The following is a 19,737-nucleotide window of genomic DNA, read 5'->3' on the forward strand; positions in this document are numbered from 1 at the left end:
GAGTGGGGAGTTGAAAAGAAAGGAAGAGCGGCTACGACGGTTCAGCCGCGCGCCGTCGCCGTCACGTGCTCGATCACCGACGCCGCGTCCTTGTCGGCGAACCCGGCCTCCGCCGCGTCCTCGAACAGCGACCGCGTCGCCTCGAGCACCCGGTACGCGTCCGTCGGCCCGGCGTCCAGCGCCAGCCGCAGGTCCTTCTCCATCAGGCGGGTACGGAAGAAGGCGGGGTCGTAGCGGCGTTCCCGCATCAGCTCCGCCCGGAACCGCAGCACCGGCGAGCTGAACCCGCTCTGCGCGATGGCCACGAGCAGCAGTTCCCGGTCGAGCCCGGCGTCCGTACCCACGGACACCGCCTCCGCGAGCCCCGCGACCTGCGCGGCCAGGACCAGATTGAAGACGAGCTTCGCCGCGGCCGCCGCCCCCGGCCCGCCCCAGTGCACCCGCGTGGAACCCAGCGCGGCCAGCACCTCCGTCACGCGGTCCACATCCACCGGGTCACCGGCCGTGAACACCCGCAGATCACCGCCCCTGGCCTGCAGGGGATTGCCCAGCACCGCCGCCTCGACCCGCCGCACCCCGTGCGCCGCGCACCGCTCGTGCAGCCGGCGCGCGAAGTCCCGGCCCACCGCCGAGGTGTCCAGCAGCGTCGCCCCCTGCCGCATCGCCGCGAGCACCCCCTGCCGCCCGAGCACGTCCTCGACGGCGTCCTCGTCGCTCAGGCTGAGCAGGACGACGTCCCCGGCCGCCGCCGCCTCGGCCGCCGACCCCGCGCCGGTCGCACCCGCCGCCACGACACCGTCGGCCCGGCCCGGACTCCGGTTGAACACCACCGTGGGGAAACCCGATTCGACCAGCCGATGAGCCATCCCCTGCCCCATGGCCCCCAGCCCGATCACGGCTGTCTGTTCCCGATCCGCCATCTCCGACCGCCTTCCGTCGTCGTCCGTCCTCCGCGCGGCACCCGCGCTTCGGCGTACCAATCTCGCCGCCACCCCTCGACGGCCGATGGAGCGCGGCTGAAACCCCGGGTCCGGCCGGTCACGCCAGCCGTCGTCGAGTGACGCCCCAGCGGTCGCCCCTAGCGTGAGCCGCTCCCGACCATGGAGGCCACGCATGACCACCGGACAGACCACCCCGCAGCCCTGGCGAGTGATCGAGATCGTCGGCGGCTACCGACGGGCGCTGGCCGTGCTCGGCGCCTGGCGCGCCGATGTCTTCACCGCACTGGACAAGGGCCCGCACACCCACCGGCAGCTCGCCGACAAGCTCGGCCTGCACCAGGAGGCGCTGCGCGACCTGCTGCACGCCCTCACCGAGCTCGAACTCCTGACGCTCGGCAAGGACGGCGCCTACACCCTCACCCCGCACGCCGCCTGCCTCGTACCGGGCCGGCCGGGTTACATCGGCGGGTTCCTGGACAACCAGGAGACCGAGGTCCACCCGGCCTGGAGCGGCCTCGCCGACACCCTCCGCACCGGTCGGCCGACGCCCCGGGACGAGGACGACCGGCCCTACGACCTGTATGAATCCGAGGAGCGGCGCGACGGGTTCGTCGACGCCATGGACTTCATCGTCGCCCCCCTCGCCCGGCAGATCGCCGAGCGCGACTGGAGCGGCTACCGGAGCGTCCTCGACGTCGGCGGCGCCCGCGGCAGCCTCGCGACGACCCTGGCCGAGGCCCACCCGCATCTACGGGCCGCCGTCTTCGACCTGCCCGCGCTGGAACCGGCGTTCACCCGCTTCACCGCGGGCCGGGTGAGCGCCGGCCGGCTCACCTTCCATCCCGGCGACTTCTTCAAGGACCCCCTGCCCAGGGCCGACGCCGTCATCCTCGGCCATGTCCTGCACAACTGGCCGCAGGACGCCCGCCGTTCACTGATCCGTTCCGCCGCCGAGGCCGTCAACCCGGGCGGCGCCCTGCTCATCTACGACGCCATGCTCGACGAGGACACCCCCCGCCTCGTCAACTCCCTCCTCAGCCTCGACATGCGCATGTGGTCCGGCGGCTCCCAGTACCTGGCAGACGACTGCGTCTCCTGGCTCGCCGAGGCCGGCTTCCGCGACGTGGAGCGGCACGCGCACGGGGCGTCGAGCAGCCTGGTCGTCGGCCACAAACCGTAGTCGGCCCCTGGGGAGCGACGAGGCCCCGCCGCCCGGAAGAACAGGGCGGCGGGGCCTCGCCTGGCCCGCGAACCGTCAGCGTACGTCCGCCACGAACGCCGCCCGATGCCGCCGCGCCCACTCCCGGAACGGCGACGCGGCCCGCCCCAGGACCCGTTCGGTCTCCCCCGAGATGCCGATCCGATCAGCCGTCAACCGCGCCTGCTGCTCCAGCAGAACGTCCAGCACCTCCACCGGCACATAGTCCTGGAGCTCCCGCCGCCACTGCTCCGCCGCGATCCGCTCCCAGCGCGCCGCCTCCCCGGTCACCTCGCCGATGATCGCCAGCTGTTCGGCCTGGGTGAGGATCCGAGGACCCGTCAGAATCCGCAGATCCGCGCCGGGCCGGTCGGCCAGCAGCTCGACCGCGGCCACCTCCCCGACATCCCGCTCGTCCACCGGCGCGGTCACCGCCTCCGGATACGCGAGCCGCACCGGCCGCCCGGACCGCAGCGCCCCCGACCACCACAGCGCGTTGCGGGCCAGCCAGCGCGGCCGCAGCACGACCGCCTCCAGACCGCTCTTCCGTACGGCGTCCTCGGCGCGGGCATGCCGGGCGGCGAGGGGATCGGGCTGCTCGGCCACGCCGTCGTGGACCCCGCCGGAGGAGATCAGCACCACCCGGCGTACGCCCTGCCGGCGGGCCTCGGCGGTCACGGCGGAGACGTCCTCGTCCGCGACGACCATCAGCAGCAGCGCGCTCACCCCGCGCAGTGCGGGCGCCAGACTCCCCGGCCGGGCCAGATCGCCGACCGTCACCGACGCCACTCCGTCCGGCAGCCCCGCACGCCCCGGGCGGCGCGTCAACGCCCGTACCCGCGCGCCTCGTTCCACCAGCGCTTCCAGCGCGGCCCGTCCGACGGCGCCGCGCGCTCCTGTCACCAGAATCTCATCTGCCATACCCCCCAGGGTCACCGCCGCCCCTGGAGCGCGGCTCGACACACGAGCCAGCGCCGTCCGCTCCAACGCCGCTGGACGCCCTCTCCAGCAGCGTTGCGCACGCTGGCCCGACCTGGACGAGTCATTCCGAAGTCCCGTCCGCGGGGCTGCTTCGGAACAACTCGTCCAGCCCGCTGTCACGTCAGAAGGATCACTCACATGACCCGAGCACTGATCATCGGAGGCGGTGTCGCCGGCGCCGTCACCGCTCTGGCCCTCGCCAAAGCGGGGTACGACCCCGAGCTGTTCGAGGCGTACGAGACCTCGCCGGAACACCGCGGCAGCTATCTGACCGTCGCGGTCAACGGCCTCAGCGCCCTGTACGCGGTCGACGCCGTCGATGTCGTCAACGGGACCGGTTTCGCCGCGCCGGCCATCTCCTTCTACCTGGGCGACGGACGCAAGCTGAACGAGGTGAAGGTGGGCGGCTCGCTCCCCGACGGGACGGCCACCCGCAGCGTACGACGCGGTGAACTGCACGCCCGGCTGCTCGACGAGGTCCGCCGCCGGAACATCCCCGTGCACACCGGCAAGCGGCTGAAGGCGCTCGACGAGAAGGCGGACGGCGTCACGGCGTACTTCGCGGACGGCACCTCGGCCACCGGGGACCTGCTCGTCGGCGCCGACGGAGTCCACTCCACCGTACGGCGGCTGATCATGCCGGAATCCGCGACCGCGCCCTACACGGGGCTCCTCAACGTCGGCGGGTTCAGCCCGGCCGCGGGGCTCGGCCTCGCCCCCGGCGAGCACCGGATGGTGTTCGGCCGCCGCGCCTTCTTCGGCTGCGCCGTCGACCCCGCCGGCGACGTCTGGTGGTTCGCCAACCTCGGCCGCAAGCACGCGGTGACGCGGGAGGAGCTGGAGACCGTCGACGACGCCCGGTGGAAGGCCCGGCTGGCCGGTGTCTTCGCCCGTGACAAGGGCCCGGCCCGCGCGGTCGTCGCCGCGAGCGGCCCGGTCACCGTCTCCAACTCGTACGAGGTCCCCGACCTGCCCTTCTGGCACACCGCACGCGTGGTGCTGATCGGCGACGCCGCGCACGCCGCCTCCCCGGCCGCCGGACAGGGCGCGTCGATGGCGATGGAGGACAGCGTCGTACTCGCTCAGTGCCTGCGCGACCTGCCGACCTCCGAGGCCGCCTTCCGCACCTTCCAGGAACTGCGCAAGCCCCGGGCCCGGCGGGTCACCGCGCAGGGCGCCCGCGCCAGCAAGTTCAAGGCCGTGGGGCCCCTGAAGCGGCGCATCCGCGACCGCAAGCTGCCCGCCCTGCTCTCGGGCCACGCCTCCGGCGGCGAGCACTCGCTGGCCTGGATCTACGAGCACCGCGTCAGCTGGGACACCCGCGTCGAGGCGCACTCCGGATGAACGTCAGGGATGAGAGGAGCAGCCGGATGAACCGCCGCCCCGACGGCTGGCCGGACGTCGCCCGTAGCGGCGTCGACACCGTCGTCATCACGATCCGCCACACCGAAGGCCCCGGGCAGCAGGGGGAGTTGGCCGCAGCCGCCGTGGCCGAGCGGCAGCAGGAGGTGTGGCCGCGCGGCCTGCTGGGCTGGGCGCTGTTCACCGGCACCGACGGACGCGCGCTGCTGGCGTACGAGCAGTGGAGCGACGACGACGCCCTGGACACCGCGCTCGCCGGACCCGTGCCGTACGTACCCGGCATCCCCGGTACGGAGGCCGCGGCGCCCGTGCGCTACCGGCCGGTGCGGTCCTTCCCCGGCGGGGCGCCCGGTGAGACGGCAGGCTGCCTGGTCACCCCGGTGTTCGACACCGACGGCCCGGAGCGTCAACGGCACTTCCTGGACACGCTGTTCACGATGGCCGACGACGACGCGACCCGGGACGTCGGGCAGATGCCGGGCGCGCTCTCGGCGTACTTCCACATCAGCGTGGACGGCACCCGGGTCCTCGGCTACGCGGAGTGGACCGACGAGGCGGCGCACCTCGCGGCGGTCGGCGCCCAGGACACGGCCGCCTCCCGGCAGCGCCTCACCGGCGAGATCCCCGGTGTACGGCCGAGCGGCCACCACCGCTGGCGGCCGCACACCGCCCTGACCACGTAACCACAGCCACAACGAAGGGAGTTCTCCCATGATTCTCGTAACGGGCGCCACCGGCAACGTCGGCCGGGGCGTCGTGGAACTGCTGCTCGCCCAAGGGGTGAAGGTCCGGGCCGTGACCCGGGACCCCGCGTCCGGCCGGATCCCGGAAGGCGCCGAGGTCGTCACCGGCGACCTGCTGACCGACCCGGCGGGGCTCGGCGACGCCCTGCACGGCGTCGACGCGGTCTTCCTCAACGCGGCGGCCTTCCTCCACGGCACCGACGGCGGCGCCCCGGCGGCCGCGTTCCTCGAACTCGCCCGGAAACGGGGCGTACCGCGGGTCGTACTGCTGACCTCCGGCACGGTCCAGGGCGGCGTCCCCGCGGACCAGCAGTCCAACGTCATCGGCCGGATGCACCGCGTGGTCGAGGAGGCCGTCGAGACGTCGGGGCTGGGCTGGACCCTGCTGCGGCCCGGCGAGTTCATGGCCAACTCCCTCGACTGGGCCCCGCAGATCCGCGCCACCGATGTCGTACGCGCCCCGTACGGCGACGCCCGGTGGGCGCCGGTCCATGAGCGGGACATCGCCGATGTCGCGGTCCATGTCCTGACGACGGACGGCCACTTCGGGACGACGTACGAGCTGACCGGACCCGAGACGATCACCTACCACGAGCGGGCGCGACTCATCGGGGAGGCCGTGGGGCGGCCGGTGCGGCTGGAGGAGATCACACCGGACCTGGCCCGCTCGGCCATGGTCATGGGGGGCGTCCCCGCGCCGGTCGCCGACACGCTGCTCGCCCTGAACGCGACCGGCCTCGAGCGGGCGGACGAGATCTCGCCCACCGTACGGAAGCTGACCGGCCGGCCGGGCCGCACCTTCGCGCAGTGGGCCCGGGAGAACAGGGCGGCCTTCGAGAGCCGTCCGCCCCGGCCCCAGGACGAGGACCGCACGAGGTGACGATCCGGGCCGGCCCCGGCGCCGGCCGGTCACCCGGTACGGCGTCCACGGCCCGAGCCCCCTCCCCGTCACCCGGTGACGACCACGATCCCCCTTTTTTTCCGGAAGGAGTGTCCGCGATGGCGGAGACAGAACTGACCGAGAGCGATGTACGACAGCTGCTGATCGCCGTGGGCGTGAGCCCGCCGGACGCCGAGGGCAGCCTCGACAGCTCCTTCGAGGAGCTGGGCATGGACTCGCTCGCCCTGCTGGAGATCGCGGGCCGACTGCTGGACCGGTTCGGGATCACGGTCGAGGAAGAACTGACCCCTCAGGAGACGCCTGCGGGGATACGACAGCTGGTCAACCTGCGGCTGACCGGCGACATGGCCTAGGAGACAGACGTGATCGGGCACACCGACAACCAGACCGACATCGACGCGCCGATCGGATTCGTGTGGGAGCAGACCAACGACGTCCGCGACTGGCCCAACCTGTTCACCGAGTACGCCGCCGTGGAGGTCCTGGAGGAGGGCGCCGACTCGGTCGTCTTCCGGCTCACCATGCACCCCGACGAGCAGGGCCGCACCTGGTCCTGGATCTCGGAGCGCACCTGGGACAAGGACACCTGGACCGTACGGTCCCGCCGGGTGGAGACCGGCCCCTTCGAGTTCATGAACCTCACCTGGACCTACCAGGAGATCGCCCCCGACCGCACCCGGCTGCGGTGGGTGCAGGACTTCCGGATGAAGCCGGACGCCCCGGTCGACACCGCCGCGATGACCGACCGCATCAACACCAACTCGCCCATCCAGCTGGCCCACGTCAAGGCCGGTGTGGAGCGCCGCCGGCTGCTCCCGGTCGGCTTCCACGACGTGCCGTCCAACACCCGCCGCGGCGGTGACCTGCGTACCCTCGTCGCCCCGAGCACGGTCGGCTCGTCCGCCGGGTTCTGCGGCGCCGTACGCATCGGCCCCGGCGAGAAGGTCACCGAGCACTACCACCCCTACTCCGAGGAGTTCCTCTTCGTCACCGGCGGCGAGCTGCGGGTCGACCTCGACGGGGAGCCGGTGCGGGTGGGCGCCGAACAGGGGCTGCTCATCCCTCGTGAGGTACGGCACCGGCTGGTCAACGTCGGCGACACGGACGTCCTCGCCGTCTTCCACCTCAGTCCGCTGGCGCCCCGCCCGGAACTCGGTCATGTGGACACCGAGACCGCGTCGGACCCCGAGACCGCGTCGGCCGCCTCATGACGGCCATGAGACGCGCTGTCATCACCGGCGTCGGCGTCGTCGCCCCCGGCGGCGAGAGCCGGGAGCTGTTCTGGGCCAGGATCGTCGACGGCAAGCCCGCGATCCGCCGGATCAGCAGGTTCGACCCCGCCGCGTACCGCTCCCGTATCGCCGCCGAGGTCGACGTCGACGCGGCCGGACGCGGCCTGACCCCCCAGGAGGTACGCCGCACCGACCGGTTCGTACAGATGGCGATGATCGCGGCCGACGAGGCCGTGGCCGACGCCGGACTCGACGTCTCCGGCGGCGGCTTCGACGGCGACCGGGTCGGCGTCACTCTCGGCACCGCCGTCGGCGCGACCAGCCGGCTGGAGGACGAGTACGTCATCGCCAGCAACCACGGCCGGGACTGGGTCGTCGACCACCGGCACACCGGGCCCTTTCTCTACCAGTCCCTGGTCCCGGCGAGCGGCGCCGCCGAACTCGCCGCCCGCTACGGCGCGCACGGCCCGGCCGCCGTCGTCTCCACCGGCTGCACCTCCGGCATCGACTCCATCGGGCACGCCCTCGGCCTGGTCCAGGACAACGAGGCGGACGTCGTCATCGCCGGGGCGTCCGACGCGCCGATCTCTCCCATCACGGTCGCCTGCTTCGACGCGATCCGCGCCACCACTCCGCACAACGACGACCCCGAGGCCGCCTCGCGCCCCTTCGACGACGGCCGCCAGGGCTTCGTCCTCGGCGAGGGCTCGGCGTTCCTCGTCGTCGAGGAGCTGGAGCACGCCCGTGCCCGGGGCGCCCGGATCTACTGCGAGGTCACCGGCTACGCGGCCCGCGCCAACGGCTTCCACATGACGGGCCTGCGCCCCGACGGCCTGGAACTCGCCGAGGCGATCGGCGACGCCATGGACCAGGCCCGGCTCACCACCGAGGACCTGGGCTACATCTCGGCGCACGGCTCGGGCACCCGGCAGAACGACCGGCACGAGACGGCCGCCTACAAGCGGGCGCTCGGCGAGCCGGTCCGGCAGGTGCCGATCAGCTCCATCAAGTCGGTCGTCGGCCACTCCCTGGGCGCGATCGGCGCCATCGAGATGGCCGCCTGCGCGCTGGCCCTCCAACGCGGGGTGATCCCGCCGACGGCGAACCTCACCGCCCCCGACCCCGAGTGCGACCTCGACTACACCCCGTTGACGGCCCGTGAGACGACGGTCCGGCACGCGCTGTCGGTGGGCAGCGGCTTCGGCGGCTTCCAGTCGGCGATGGTCCTCAGCCGTGACGGGGTGCTCGCATGACCGCGGCCGCGGTGATCACCGGCATCGGGGTCGTCGCCCCCACCGGAACCGGTGTGCGCGAGCACTGGGACAACACCCTGGCGGGACGGTCCGGCATCGCCCCGATCACCTCCTTCGACGCCTCCGGGCTGCCCGTCGCGGTGGCGGGACAGGTGACCGGCTTCGAGGAGACCGAGTGGGTCGACCACCGGCTGATCGTGCAGACCGACCGCTGGACCTGGCTCGCCTTCGCCGCCTCCCGGCTCGCCCTCGACGACGCCGGGCTGGACCTCGCCGGACAGAACCCGTTGGAGCTGTCCGTGGTGACCGCCGGCGGCTCCGGCGGCAACGCCTTCGGCCAGCGCGAGATCCAGGCGCTGTGGCAGGAGGGGCCGCGCGCGGTCAGCGCCTACCAGTCGATCGGCTGGTTCTACGCCGCGAGCAGCGGCCAGCTGTCCATCCGGCACCAGCTCAAGGGCGCCTGCGGAGTCCTCGTCGCCGACGGCGCCGGTGGCATCGACGCCGTACGGCAGGCCCGGCGGCTGCTCGCCCGGGGCAGCGCCGTGGTCCTCACCGGCGGCACCGAGGCTCCGCTGTCGCCGTACGCGCTGGCCTGCCAGAGCGGACAGCGGGGGCTGAGCCATGGCACCGACCCGGACACCGCCTACCGCCCCTTCGCCGCCGACGCCACCGGGCATGTGCCGGGGGAGGGCGGGGCGATGCTGGTCCTCGAACCGCGGGAGCGGGCGCGCGAGCGCGGTGCGCGGATGTACGCCGAGGTCGCCGGCACCGCCGCCACGCACGACGCCTGGCATCCCGAGGACCCGCCGCCCGACCCCCGCCAACTGGAGCGCGCCGTAAGGGAGTCGATCGCCCGAGCCGGCTGCACCCCCGACGACATCGACGTCGTCTTCGCCGACGGCGCGGGCGCCGCGCGGGCGGACCGGCTGGAACTCGACGCGCTGCGGGCCGTGTTCGGCGGACGGCGGGTGCCGGTGACCGTGCCCAAGACGATGACCGGGCGGCTCTGCTCGGGCGGGGCCGCGCTGGACCTGGCCTGGGCGGCGCTCGCCATCGACCGGGGCGTACTGCCGCCGACGGTGAACGTGTCCGCCGACGCCCTCGGCCCCGGCCTCGACCTGGTCACCGAGGCCCGCCCGGCCGACATACGGCACGCGCTCGTCGTCGCGCGCGGGGTCGGCGGCTTCAACTCGGCGGCCGTACTGCGCCGCCCGGACCCGGTGGGGAGGAGGTGAGCATGTTCGACACGCTCGTGCTGGCGTCGGTCCTGCTGTGCAACGGGCTGGCCGCCGGGGTGCTGACCGCCAGCGAGCTGGGCCAGTTCCCGCTGATGGTCCGGCTCCCGGCGGACCAGTACATCCGTACCCACGCCTTCTTCTCCACCCGCTACGACCCCTTCATGCCGACCTGTCTGCTCCTGACCGTGCTCGGTGACCTCGTCCTCGCCGTCACGGCCGACGACCCGCTCGTCCAGGGGCTGTCCGGGGCGGCGGCCCTCCTCTCGGCCGGCGCGGTCATCATCGCGCTCACCCGCAACGTCCCCCTGAACAACTGGGTCCGCTCGCTCGATCCGCAGGACCCGCCGCGCGACTGGCGTCGGCGGCGCGCGGCGTGGGGCCGGTGGAACCTGCGCCGGTGCCTCCTCGTCGCGGCCGCGCTGGTGGCAAACTGCGCGATCGTCGCGACCAGTTGACCATCCCTTCCACCCATTCCATCCTTTCCGACCCTTTCGACAACACCCCGGAGACACCATGAATCTCGACCTGACCGGCCGCAAGGCCCTGGTGACCGGCGGAAGCCGGGGCGTGGGCCGTGGCATCGTCCTCGCCCTCGCCCGCGCGGGCGCCGATGTGACCACCTGCTACCGCCGGCCCTCCGCCGCCGTGGACTCCCTCGTCGCCGAGCTGAAGGAGACCCCCGGCGACCACCAGGTCATCCAGGCCGACCTCGCCGACCCGGCCCGCGCCCGCGACCTCGTACGCCGCGCGGGCGAGCGCTACGGACGGATCGACCTGCTGGTCCACAACGCGGGCACGGTCAGCCACATCCCGTTCGGCGAACTGCCCGCCGACGAATGGCGGCGCGTGCTCGACACCAACCTGACGGCCGCCTACGTCCTCGCCCAGGAGAGCCTGGAGCTGCTGGGCGAGGGCTCCTCCGTGGCGTTCATCGGCTCGAAGTCGGCGGATGTCGGCATCCCGCTGCGCGCCCACTACACGGCGTCCAAGTCGGCCCTGCAGGGGCTCTCCCGCTCCCTGGCCAAGGAGTACGGCGCCCAGGGCATCCGCTTCAACGTCATCGCCCTCGGGGTGATCGAGACCGAGGAGCTGGCGAGCCGCCCGGCCGAGCAGCGCGAGATGCTCGTCGAGCGGTACCGCGCCAAGACCGCCCTCGGCCGCCTCGGCACCCCCGAGGAGGTCGCCGGGGCGGTGCTGTTCCTCGCCAGCGACCTCTCCCGGTACGTCACCGGCTCCACCCTCTACGTCGACGGAGGCATCTCGTGACCACCCAGCCGTTCCGCATCATGCTGCGCATGAACGTCAGGCCCGGGATGGAGGAGGACTTCGAGAAGACCTGGTCGGCCGTCGGCGGCTCGGTCACCTCCCACCCGGCCAACCTCGGCCAGTGGCTGTGCCGGGGCGAGGAGGAGCCGGGGGTGTACTACATCATCAGCGACTGGGTGGACGAGCCGCAGTTCCGCGCGTTCGAGACCAGCGACCGGCACCTGGAGCACCGGCAGAAGCTGCACCCGTTCCGTTCCGGCGGCTCGATGGTGACGATGAGGGTCGTGGCCGCGCTGCCCGGCGGGGACCGGTGAGCGAGGTCCGGGTGCTCGTCCACCACCACGCCGAGCGGCCCGAGGAGATCCGCCGCGCCTATCACGAGGTGAGCGAGGCCCTGGCCGGCGTCCCCGGCATGCTCGGCAACGAGCTGCTGGAGTCGGTCGCGGGCCGCCCCGGCTTCGTGGTCCTCAGCCGCTGGCGCGACCTGCCGTCGTTCCTGGCCTGGGAGCGGAGCGACGGCCACCGCCCCAGCACGGCGGCCCTGCGCCCCTACCGGGACCGGGAGTTGGCGGTTCCCTTCGCCGTGTACGAGGTGAACGCGGCGTACTGACCGACGCCACCCGGCCGCGGGGCGGACGCCCGACCGGCGTCCGCCCCGCGGCCGTACGTCCGAACGCCGGGAGCCCCGGCCGCCTGTCACAACGGCGGCCGGGGCTCCCGGCGGATCCAGGGCTTCAGCGCGGCAGGGTCAGCCCGCCGTCGACCGGGAGAACGGTCCCGGTGACGAAGTCGGCGTGGACGAGATACTCGACGGCGCGCGCGACGTCGTCGGGCTGTCCGACGCGGCCGACCGGGGTCGCCTCGGCGACGGCGGCGAACTGGGCGGCGCGCTGCTCCTCGCTGAACCCGGCCCACCAGGACGTGTCGATCACCCCGGGCGAGACCGCGTTGACCCGTACCGGCGCCAGCTCGACCGCCAGCGGCCGTACCGCGGCCTCCAGACCTCCGTTGACCGCGGCCAGGGCGACGGTCCCGGGCCGGGCGACCCGGGCGCTGCCGGCCGAGAGCAGGGTGACGGAGCCGGTGACCCGGGCGTGCGCGACGGCGGTGAGATAGCCGTACAGCTTGGGCTCGACGACGGACCGGAGCCGGTCGGCGCTGAGGGACTTGACGGTGGCGAAACCGGCCGTCGCGGGGCCGAAGGCGAGGACCAGGTGCTCGAAGGGGCCCAGGCGTTCGAAGAAGGCCGCTACGTCGGCCTCGATGGTGCCGTCGAGCTGTTCGGCCGCCGCGACCTGCCCGCGGACCGCCGCGAGGCGTCCGGGGTCGCGGCCGGTCACGGTGACGGCGAGGCCTGCTCCGGTGAGGCGGGTGGCGACGGCCAGGCCGATGCCGGCGGTGCCGCCCATGATCACTGCGCGCATGTCGTCGGTTCCTTCCGGTTGTCCCGGTCGCCGAAGAGCCCGTGCCGGACGGCCCAGGCGGAGACGGCGGCGGCGATCTCGTGGGGCCGGTCCTCGGGGGCGAAGTGCCCCGCCGGACCGCAGGACACGGTCTCCAGTGCGGCGAAGTTCTCGGCGCACCACGTGGCCATGTCGGCGCCGAGCAGCAGCGTGGGCGATCCGTGGAACGTCAGCAGCAGCTTCGGTACGTCCGCGGCGGCGCCCAGCCAGGTGTGGAACGCCCGCATCCGGGCGACCAGTTCGGCCGGCTGCCCGTCCAGCGGGATCTGCCGTGCCCAGGCCAGCAGCGGACGGCGGCTCTCGGGGGTGGGGTGCGGCGCGAGGTACGCGGCCATGTCGGCGTCGGCGACGGTGGTCAGCACTCCGCCGCCGCCCGTGTACGCCTGCCGCAGATAGAGGTCCTGCGCCAGCACCATCTCCTCGCCGGTGTCCGGGGTGTTGATCGCCTCGCAGCGGGCCCGCGCCCACGGCTGGAGCTCGTCCCACGCCATGGGCTTGACGATGGTCTCCATCAGGGCGAGGCCGCGCACCCGGCCGGGGTGGCGGGCGGCCCAGTCGCAGGCGAGGGTGCCACCCCAGTCGTGTCCGACGAGAACGACATCCTCCAACTCGAGCCCGTCCGCCCAGGCGTCGAGGTAGCGGGCGTGGTCGGCGAACGTATAGGGGATGTCGGGCCGCGCGGAGCGGCCCATGCCGATCAGGTCGGGGGCGAGCAGCCGGCCGCCGCCGATGCCGGGCAGGACGTGGCGCCAGATGTAGGAGGACCCGCAGTTGCCGTGGAGGAAGACGAAGGGGGGGCCTACACCCAGGTCGGTGTAGTGCATCGGCGACCCGAGAGCGGTCGTGTGCGGCATGAATGTGTTCCTTCAGGGTCTGCGGCGCCCCGGCCGGTAAAAAATCGGCCAAGGCGCCTCTTCCGAGATCGTTCCGATGTTGCCCATCACACGTTTAAGAATGATGGAAGCGGCGCACGAGCAGGCCGGGCAGCAGAAATGCAATTTCATGTGCCGGGACCCGGTGGACAGACAGGCAGGCAGCCCCCCGGCGCCCGGGGACGAACCGCCGGGGTAACCTTTTTTTAGGGGTGGCCGCAAGGTGTGATTTCCCTGTCGGGCGGTTTGCTAGCGAATCCTTCCCCGCTCCGCGGTCCACTCGTAGAAAGCGTGCGCCATCGCGTCCTTGGGCTCCTTCCAGCCGGGATCATAGGGGGTGATGAACTCCCTGAGCTGGTCGTCGATGTCCCGGTAGAGGGGGTGGCTGCGGACCCGGCCCAGGTTCGGCCGGATGTCCTCGTCGGCCTCGATCAGATGGAAGTACAGGTCGTGGAAGGTGAACAGGGTCCGCCGGGAGACCCCTATCGCAGCGGGTAGTTCTCCCGCGTCGGAATCGGCGAAGATCTGGGCGACTTCGGGAGCCGACTGCTGCCGCATACGGGCGACGATGAGCGTCCGGTTCACGGTTCCTCCTGCTGGCTGGGGTGGTCCGATAGCGTTTCGGCAGGATCGGCGCGCGCGCTCGACGACGGCTCGACCGCCGGTCCAGCAGGTCTTTCCGGCCGACCGCCGGCGGGCGATATGGGGAACCTGGCCGCTTCCGCCACGAATTGTCCCCCGGCCACCCATTCGGCCAGCGGTACCCATCGGCCGGATCTTTCACACAGTGAATTCGATGTTTCGACAAGAAGTCCCACAAATGACAGACGTCAAGTAATTCGCATGGTCAGCTATTGACATTCGGAGAACCCGGACTGGAAGGTATCCCTATCATTCTCCCCCACACTGTGCGGTTACTTGAATGCTCGCCGGAAATTAATCGCCGGGCTTTCATCCGCAGTGAACGAAGAAACAATGGTGCCCCATTGATAGAGATTCGGCTTCTGGGCCCCTTCGAGCTGACCGTCGACGGCAAGGTGGCGGTGCGGCTGTCCGCCCCCAAACTCCGTCAGGTGCTTACCCTCCTCGCGCTGAACGCGAACCGGGTCGTCAGCACCGACCAGTTCCTCTGCGAACTCTGGGCCGACCAACCGCCCCGCAGCGCCCGGACGACCCTCCAGACGTACATCTACCAGCTCCGCAAGAACATCGGCCGCCTCACCCAGCTCTCCCGCACACCGGTGAGCCTGGAGACGACGGACGCCGGTTATCTGCTCCGGCTGCCCCCCGAATCCGTCGACGCGCACCGCTTCGGCGACCTGGTCGCCGAAGGCCGCGCCCGCATCTCCGAAGGCGACAGCCTCCTGGGCGTCGAGACGTTCGACCAGGCCCTCGCCCTGTGGGGCAAGGCCTCGATGGCGGAGAACGAACTCGGCTTCGTCCTACGGGCGGAGGCGGTCCGGCTGGAGGAACTGCGCCGCACCGTTCTGGAGGAGCGGATCGGCGCCAAACTCGGCCTCGGCCTGCACCACCAGGTCGTGGGCGAACTCCTCGGCCTGATCGCCGCCAACCCCACGCACGAAGGGCTGTGGGCCAAGCTGATGCTCGCGCTCTACCGCTCCGGACGCCGCTCGGAGGCCCTCACCGCCTACCGGAACGCCCACGCGGCCCTGACCGAGGAACTCGGCCTCGAACCCTGCACGGAACTGCGTCAGCTGCACAGCCGCATCCTCGACGGGGACCCCTCGCTCGACCTCCGCGAGGACGCCGCCGGCCGCCCGGGACCGCCGCTCCGCCTGGTGCCCAGCGAACTTCCCCCGGACGTCCGGCTGGTGGGGCGCCGGAAGCAGGTGGAGACCCTCTGCCGCGCGCTGACCGACGGCCCGCCTGTCGGACGCCCGGTGGTCGTGGTCACCGGCGTTCCCGCGTCGGGCAAGTCCGCCCTCTGTGTCCGCACCGCCCACCAGGTCCGCGCGGACTACCCCGACGGCCAGCTGTGGGCCGAGATGACCACACCCGACGGCCGCCCCGTACCCCCCGGGGAGATCCTCGGCGACTTCCTGCGGGCGGCCGGCTTCCCGCCCGCCCGTATCCCCGAGGACATCGACCTCCGCGCCCGGATGTTCCGCAGCTGGGCCGCCGACCTGCGGCTGCTGGTCGTCCTCGACGACGTCGTCGACATCGCCCAGCTCCTGCCGCTGCTGCCCGGCGGCTCCCGCAGCGCCACCCTGCTCACCTGCCGCCGGCGTCTGTCCGACCCGCTCATCACCGCCACCGTCCCCGCCCACGCGCTCAGCCGGACCGCCGCCTGGCAGCTCCTGTCCCACGCGCTGGGCCCGGACCGGCTCGCCTACGAGGCCGAAGCCGCGCGGAAGATCATCCGGGTCTGCCAGGGCCTGCCCGGCGCCCTGCACGCCGTGGCCCGGCAGCTGGAGATGCGCCCGCACTGGTCCGTCGCCCGCGTCCTCGAAGGCGCCAAGCCCGACGCCTTCGGCACCCTCGCGCCGAGCCTGCGGCGCACCTACCGGCTGCTGACGCTGCCAGGACGCTCCGCGTTCCGCACGCTCGCCCTCGCCGCCGGGTCCGTCGTCACCGCCGCGGAGGCGTCGACGATGCTGGGCGTGCCCGTACCGGAGGCGGAGGTGCTCCTCGACGAACTCGTCGAGGCGCAACTCGTCCGCGTCTCCCGGGAGCCCTCCGGCGGCGCCGTCGGCTACCGGTTCACCTTGCAGTGCCTGTCCAAGGACGAACTGGACTTCACGTGCGGAACGGCCGACCGGGACGGCACCGACCCGGCCGCCAGAGCCGGCGCCAGGTGGTACGGGACGTTACCCCAGCGACCCGCTCGATCGGCGCTCCAACCGGACACCAGCGCACTGATGCAGGCTCGGGGCACCGACGTGGCCTGAGAGACCGGAGACGCGCATGGGGTACGGACTGAAAGACAAACGGGTGCTCGTCACCGGCGGCACCCGCGGGATCGGCCGGGCCACCGTGCTGGCCCTCGCGGAGGCGGGCGCCCGCGTCGTGACCTGCCACCGGGCCCCGGGCCCGGAGGCGACGCGGCTCACCGACGACCTGGCGCGCCACGGCGACGGACACCACATCGTCCAGGAGGACGTCACCGAACCCGAGGGCGCCGAGCGGCTGCTGGAGATCTGCCGGCAGCGTCTCGGGGGCCTGGACGTCCTGGTCAACAATGTCGGCGTCGACGACCACGCCCCCCTGGCGGACCTCGGCCCCGAGCGCTGGCGGCGGATGCTGGACCACAACATCACCTCCGCCTACCTGGTCACCAGGGCCGTCCTGCCGCTGCTCACCGAGGGCGCCTCGGTCGTCAACATCGGCTCCGCGGCGGCCCTGCGCGGCCGTCCCGGTGCCGCGCACTACGGCGCCTCGAAGGCCGCCATGATCGGGTTCAGCCGGGGCCTGTGCAAGGATCTGGGCCCCCGGGGCATCCGTGTCAACGTCGTGGCCCCCGGGGTCACGAGCGACGACGGCGGCCTCGAACTCCCCCCGCCCGTAAGGGAACGGCTCCTTGCCGCGACCCCGCTCGGCCGGCTCTGCACGCCGGGCGATGTCGCCGACGCCGTGCTCTTCCTCGCCGGTGACGGCTCCCGTTTCGTCAGCGGCTCCACCCTGACTGTCGATGGAGGTATGTAATGCCTTTCGCTGCTGTGACATACCGGGTCAAGCCCGGTCACGAGGACGAGATCGCCGAGATCTTCCAGGACTTCAAGCGGGTCGACACCCCCGTCCTGCCCGGCGCGGACGGCCAGGCCGCCGGGCGGCTGCTGGGCACCGCCGTGTTCATCAAGGACGACGTCATGGTCCGCGTCATCCAGTACGAGGGCGAATTCTCCGCGATCGCCGGACACATGGCCCGCCAGCAGGGCGTGCACACGGTGGAACAGCGCCTCGCCCCGTTCCTCGCCGAACAGCGTGACACCACCACCCCGGAGGGCTTCCGCACGTACTTCCGCAACGCCACCATGCGGGTGCTCACCCAGCTCTCGGTGGACGACCACTCCGCGGCATGACCGGCGCCGAACTCCTCGGTGTGCTGGTGCTCCTGGGGAACGGCATCGCCGCCGGCGTCCTCTTCGCGGTCGCCCTGAGCGTCGTACCCGCGATGGCGGTCATGCCCGCCGACCGCTACGTCTACGTCCATCAGCTGCTCGGCCGCAACTGGGACCCCACCATGCCGGCGATCGTCCTGCTCTCCGCGCTCCTCGACACCGCGCTGGCCGTCCTGGCCGACGACGGGACGCGCGCCGGGTCGCTGGGCACGGCGGCCCTGCTCCTGGTGGCCGTCTCCTGGGTCTCCCACTTCCGCAACGTCCCCCTCAACCGCCGCGTGAAGGCGCTCGATCCGGGGCGGCTGCCCGCCGACTGGAGCGACCCCCGTCCGGTCTGGCGCCGCTGGCATCTGGCCCGTACGACGCTCGCCGTGGCCGCGCTGGCCCTCAACGCCCTGGCTCTCGCCACCTGACTCCGTCGGGAGCCGACCGATGAAACGGAGAAGATCACCGTGATCCTGGTGACCGGTGCGACCGGCAATGTCGGCCGCCATGTCGTGGACCTGCTGCTCGCCGCAGGGGTACGCCCACGGGCCCTGACCCGCACCCCGGACCTCGCCCTGCTGCCCGAGGACGCCGAAGTGATGGGCGGCGATCTGGAACGCCCCGGGTCGGTGACGGCGGCACTCGACGGGATCAGCACGGTCTTCCTGAACCTGTCCGCGCTGGGCCGGACGACCGCCGGCTTCCTGACCGCCGCCCGCGAACAGGGCGTACGCCGGATCGTCATGCTCTCCTCGTCGTCCGTGCAGGACGGGCTCGGCGCGGACGAACAGCCCAGCATGCTCGCCTCCTGGCACAAGGCCGGCGAGGACCTCGTCGAGGAATCCGGCCTGGAGTGGACGATCCTGCGGCCCGGCGAGTTCAACGCCAACGCCCTGTGGACCTGGGGCGAACAGCTGCGCGCCACCGGCACCGTCCGCGCCGCCTACGGCGAGGCCGCCACCGCCCCCATCCACGAGAAGGACATCGCGGCCGTCGGCGTACAGGGCCTGCTGACCGACGACCACATCGGCGCCCGGTACATCCTCACCGGCCCCGAGTCCCTGACCCAGTACGACAAAGTGCGCCTCCTCGCGCAGGCCACTGGACTACCGTTCCGGTTCGAGGAGGTCTCCCCGGAAGTCGCCCGCGAGGACTACCTCACGCGCGGTATGCCGGCCCAGGCCGTCGGCAGCATGCAGACCCACTTCGACGCCGCTGTCGACGGCATCCTGCGCTACCTGGCCCGCTCGGTGGGACACCCCGCCGAGGTCACCACGGCCGTGCCCGATGTCACCGGCCGCCCCGCGCTCACCTTCGCCGCCTGGGCGGCCGAACACGCGGACGTGTTCCGCGCCTGAGCCCGGCTCCCGGGCCGGCGAACCCCGATACCCCGCCCGGCGCGAACGCGCCGGGCGCGAAACCCGACGAAAGGCATACGCCATGCTCGACGAATCCGTCTACGCCCGCCACCAGGAGCCGAGCTTCCTGGAGGAGCTGTACGAGACGGGCGCGACCCCCTGGGAGATCGGCCGCCCCCAGTCCGCCTTCCTCGCGCTCGCCAAGTCCGGGGCCATCCAGGGCCGCGTCCTCGACGTCGGCTGCGGCACCGGCGAGCACGTCCTGATGTGCGCGCGGCTCGGCCTCGACTCCACCGGCATCGAACTCGCCTCCAACGCCGTGCGCATGGCCCAGGAGAAGGCGAGCGAACGTGGTCTGGACGCCCGGTTCCTGTGCTACGACGCCCTGAAGCTGGCCGACCTCGGCGAGACCTTCGACACCATCCTCGACTCCGGGCTCTTCCACCGCTTCCAGGGCGACGAACGCACCGCGTACGTCAACAGCCTGGCCTCCGCCGTCCAGCCGGGCAAGCGGGTCTTCGTGCTCTCCTTCGGCGACCAGCAGAAGGAGGACTGGGGGCCGCACCGCGTCTCCCGCGCGGAGTTCGAGGCGGCCTTCACCGAGGGCTGGCGCATCGACGCGATCGAGGAGAGCACGATCGACGCCACCGTTGACGCCGACGGTGTGAAGGCCTGGCTGGTCTCCCTCACCCGGGTCTGAGCCACCGGGGCCGACCGGTCGCCGGGGCGGGGCAGGGAGCGCCTCCGTCCCGGCGGCCGGTCTCGGGTGACCGCGGTGACCGGACCACGACACCATCGGGCCCGGTCCCGCCCGCGGCACGTTTCCGGTGGGCGGCCCCCGGCCCCCTCGGCGGACGGCGGGGCT

The 19,737-nt window shown here is 72.5% G+C and carries 23 protein-coding genes; 18 read left to right on the forward strand and 5 right to left on the reverse strand.

All coding sequences use genetic code 11. The annotated features are described in order from the left end of the window. Window positions 1-41: 41 nt before the first annotated feature. A complete protein-coding gene (locus ACIP8W_RS18095) occupies window positions 42-1,115 on the reverse strand; it encodes an NAD(P)-dependent oxidoreductase (RefSeq protein WP_401956674.1) in 1,074 nt (357 codons plus the stop codon). Between ACIP8W_RS18095 and ACIP8W_RS18100 the strand changes: the two genes are divergently transcribed. Then, window positions 1,114-2,121, forward strand: a complete 1,008-nt coding sequence (locus ACIP8W_RS18100) for a methyltransferase (protein ID WP_402203645.1) — start codon at window positions 1,114-1,116, stop codon at window positions 2,119-2,121. The genes ACIP8W_RS18095 and ACIP8W_RS18100 overlap by 2 nt on opposite strands. Before the next feature lie 75 nt (window positions 2,122-2,196). On the opposite strand, the gene ACIP8W_RS18105 is transcribed toward ACIP8W_RS18100, so the two are convergent. Beyond that, window positions 2,197-3,060, reverse strand: coding sequence for an SDR family oxidoreductase (locus tag ACIP8W_RS18105; protein WP_401956669.1), 864 nt, complete (start codon window positions 3,058-3,060; stop codon window positions 2,197-2,199). 198 nt (window positions 3,061-3,258) lie between these two features. Here ACIP8W_RS18105 and ACIP8W_RS18110 point away from each other — a divergent pair, with 198 nt between their 5' ends. From ACIP8W_RS18110 to ACIP8W_RS18160, 11 genes are all read left to right on the forward strand, one after another. Continuing rightward, window positions 3,259-4,464 (forward strand): FAD-dependent monooxygenase, encoded by a 1,206-nt coding sequence (locus ACIP8W_RS18110; RefSeq protein WP_401956667.1) that lies wholly within the window; start codon window positions 3,259-3,261, stop codon window positions 4,462-4,464. Between the two features lie 26 nt (window positions 4,465-4,490). Continuing rightward, entirely contained in the window at window positions 4,491-5,165 is a 675-nt protein-coding gene (locus ACIP8W_RS18115; protein ID WP_401956665.1) for a hypothetical protein, read from the forward strand. Window positions 5,166-5,193: 28 nt separating this feature from the next. Then, window positions 5,194-6,105: an NAD(P)H-binding protein gene (locus tag ACIP8W_RS18120; protein ID WP_402203648.1), complete on the forward strand. Its 912-nt coding sequence runs from the start codon at window positions 5,194-5,196 to the stop codon at window positions 6,103-6,105. A 119-nt stretch (window positions 6,106-6,224) separates the two neighbouring features. Next, a complete protein-coding gene (locus ACIP8W_RS18125) occupies window positions 6,225-6,479 on the forward strand; it encodes an acyl carrier protein (protein WP_401956661.1) in 255 nt (84 codons plus the stop codon). 9 nt (window positions 6,480-6,488) lie between these two features. After that, a complete protein-coding gene (locus ACIP8W_RS18130; RefSeq protein ID WP_401956658.1) occupies window positions 6,489-7,337 on the forward strand; it encodes a cupin domain-containing protein in 849 nt (282 codons plus the stop codon). A 5-nt stretch (window positions 7,338-7,342) separates the two neighbouring features. Further along, window positions 7,343-8,611, forward strand: a complete 1,269-nt coding sequence (locus ACIP8W_RS18135) for a beta-ketoacyl-[acyl-carrier-protein] synthase family protein (protein ID WP_401956656.1) — start codon at window positions 7,343-7,345, stop codon at window positions 8,609-8,611. Continuing rightward, window positions 8,608-9,846 carry a beta-ketoacyl synthase N-terminal-like domain-containing protein gene (locus tag ACIP8W_RS18140; RefSeq protein ID WP_402203650.1) on the forward strand — a complete coding sequence of 413 codons (1,239 nt, stop codon included), beginning with the start codon at window positions 8,608-8,610 and terminating at the stop codon, window positions 9,844-9,846. Before ACIP8W_RS18135 ends, ACIP8W_RS18140 begins: the two co-directional genes overlap by 4 nt. Before the next feature lie 2 nt (window positions 9,847-9,848). Beyond that, on the forward strand, window positions 9,849-10,304 hold the full coding sequence (locus tag ACIP8W_RS18145; protein ID WP_401956653.1) for an anthrone oxygenase family protein: 456 nt from the start codon (window positions 9,849-9,851) through the stop codon (window positions 10,302-10,304). Window positions 10,305-10,362: 58 nt separating this feature from the next. After that, window positions 10,363-11,115 carry an SDR family NAD(P)-dependent oxidoreductase gene (locus ACIP8W_RS18150; RefSeq protein ID WP_401956650.1) on the forward strand — a complete coding sequence of 251 codons (753 nt, stop codon included), beginning with the start codon at window positions 10,363-10,365 and terminating at the stop codon, window positions 11,113-11,115. Next, window positions 11,112-11,429, forward strand: coding sequence for an antibiotic biosynthesis monooxygenase family protein (locus ACIP8W_RS18155; protein WP_401956647.1), 318 nt, complete (start codon window positions 11,112-11,114; stop codon window positions 11,427-11,429). Before ACIP8W_RS18150 ends, ACIP8W_RS18155 begins: the two co-directional genes overlap by 4 nt. Beyond that, window positions 11,426-11,725, forward strand: coding sequence for an antibiotic biosynthesis monooxygenase family protein (locus ACIP8W_RS18160; RefSeq protein ID WP_401956644.1), 300 nt, complete (start codon window positions 11,426-11,428; stop codon window positions 11,723-11,725). The genes ACIP8W_RS18155 and ACIP8W_RS18160 overlap by 4 nt, the downstream gene beginning before the upstream one ends. A 124-nt stretch (window positions 11,726-11,849) precedes the next feature. On the opposite strand, the gene ACIP8W_RS18165 is transcribed toward ACIP8W_RS18160, so the two are convergent. The 3 genes from ACIP8W_RS18165 to ACIP8W_RS18175 form a co-directional block, all read right to left on the reverse strand. Beyond that, entirely contained in the window at window positions 11,850-12,539 is a 690-nt protein-coding gene (locus ACIP8W_RS18165; RefSeq protein ID WP_401956223.1) for an SDR family oxidoreductase, read from the reverse strand. Then, window positions 12,527-13,432: a haloalkane dehalogenase gene (locus tag ACIP8W_RS18170; RefSeq protein ID WP_401956224.1), complete on the reverse strand. Its 906-nt coding sequence runs from the start codon at window positions 13,430-13,432 to the stop codon at window positions 12,527-12,529. The genes ACIP8W_RS18165 and ACIP8W_RS18170 overlap by 13 nt, the downstream gene beginning before the upstream one ends. 267 nt (window positions 13,433-13,699) lie before the next feature. Next, window positions 13,700-14,035, reverse strand: a complete 336-nt coding sequence (locus tag ACIP8W_RS18175) for a TcmI family type II polyketide cyclase (protein WP_401956225.1) — start codon at window positions 14,033-14,035, stop codon at window positions 13,700-13,702. Window positions 14,036-14,436: 401 nt separating this feature from the next. Here ACIP8W_RS18175 and ACIP8W_RS18180 point away from each other — a divergent pair, with 401 nt between their 5' ends. The 6 genes from ACIP8W_RS18180 (at window position 14,437) to ACIP8W_RS18205 (ending at window position 19,572) form a co-directional block, all read left to right on the forward strand. Continuing rightward, on the forward strand, window positions 14,437-16,359 hold the full coding sequence (locus ACIP8W_RS18180) for a BTAD domain-containing putative transcriptional regulator (protein ID WP_402203654.1): 1,923 nt from the start codon (window positions 14,437-14,439) through the stop codon (window positions 16,357-16,359). Window positions 16,360-16,375: 16 nt separating this feature from the next. Continuing rightward, a complete protein-coding gene (locus tag ACIP8W_RS18185) occupies window positions 16,376-17,113 on the forward strand; it encodes an SDR family NAD(P)-dependent oxidoreductase (protein ID WP_401956227.1) in 738 nt (245 codons plus the stop codon). Continuing rightward, entirely contained in the window at window positions 17,113-17,490 is a 378-nt protein-coding gene (locus tag ACIP8W_RS18190; RefSeq protein WP_402153010.1) for a SchA/CurD-like domain-containing protein, read from the forward strand. Before ACIP8W_RS18185 ends, ACIP8W_RS18190 begins: the two co-directional genes overlap by 1 nt. Beyond that, on the forward strand, window positions 17,487-17,942 hold the full coding sequence (locus tag ACIP8W_RS18195) for an anthrone oxygenase family protein (protein ID WP_401956229.1): 456 nt from the start codon (window positions 17,487-17,489) through the stop codon (window positions 17,940-17,942). Before ACIP8W_RS18190 ends, ACIP8W_RS18195 begins: the two co-directional genes overlap by 4 nt. Before the next feature lie 48 nt (window positions 17,943-17,990). Beyond that, window positions 17,991-18,872: an NAD(P)H-binding protein gene (locus ACIP8W_RS18200; RefSeq protein ID WP_401956230.1), complete on the forward strand. Its 882-nt coding sequence runs from the start codon at window positions 17,991-17,993 to the stop codon at window positions 18,870-18,872. Window positions 18,873-18,954: 82 nt separating this feature from the next. After that, window positions 18,955-19,572 (forward strand): class I SAM-dependent methyltransferase, encoded by a 618-nt coding sequence (locus ACIP8W_RS18205; protein ID WP_402203657.1) that lies wholly within the window; start codon window positions 18,955-18,957, stop codon window positions 19,570-19,572. Window positions 19,573-19,737: the final 165 nt, after the last annotated feature.

The sequence above is a fragment of the Streptomyces sp. NPDC088554 genome, assembly GCF_044752945.1.
Classification (GTDB): domain Bacteria; phylum Actinomycetota; class Actinomycetes; order Streptomycetales; family Streptomycetaceae; genus Streptomyces.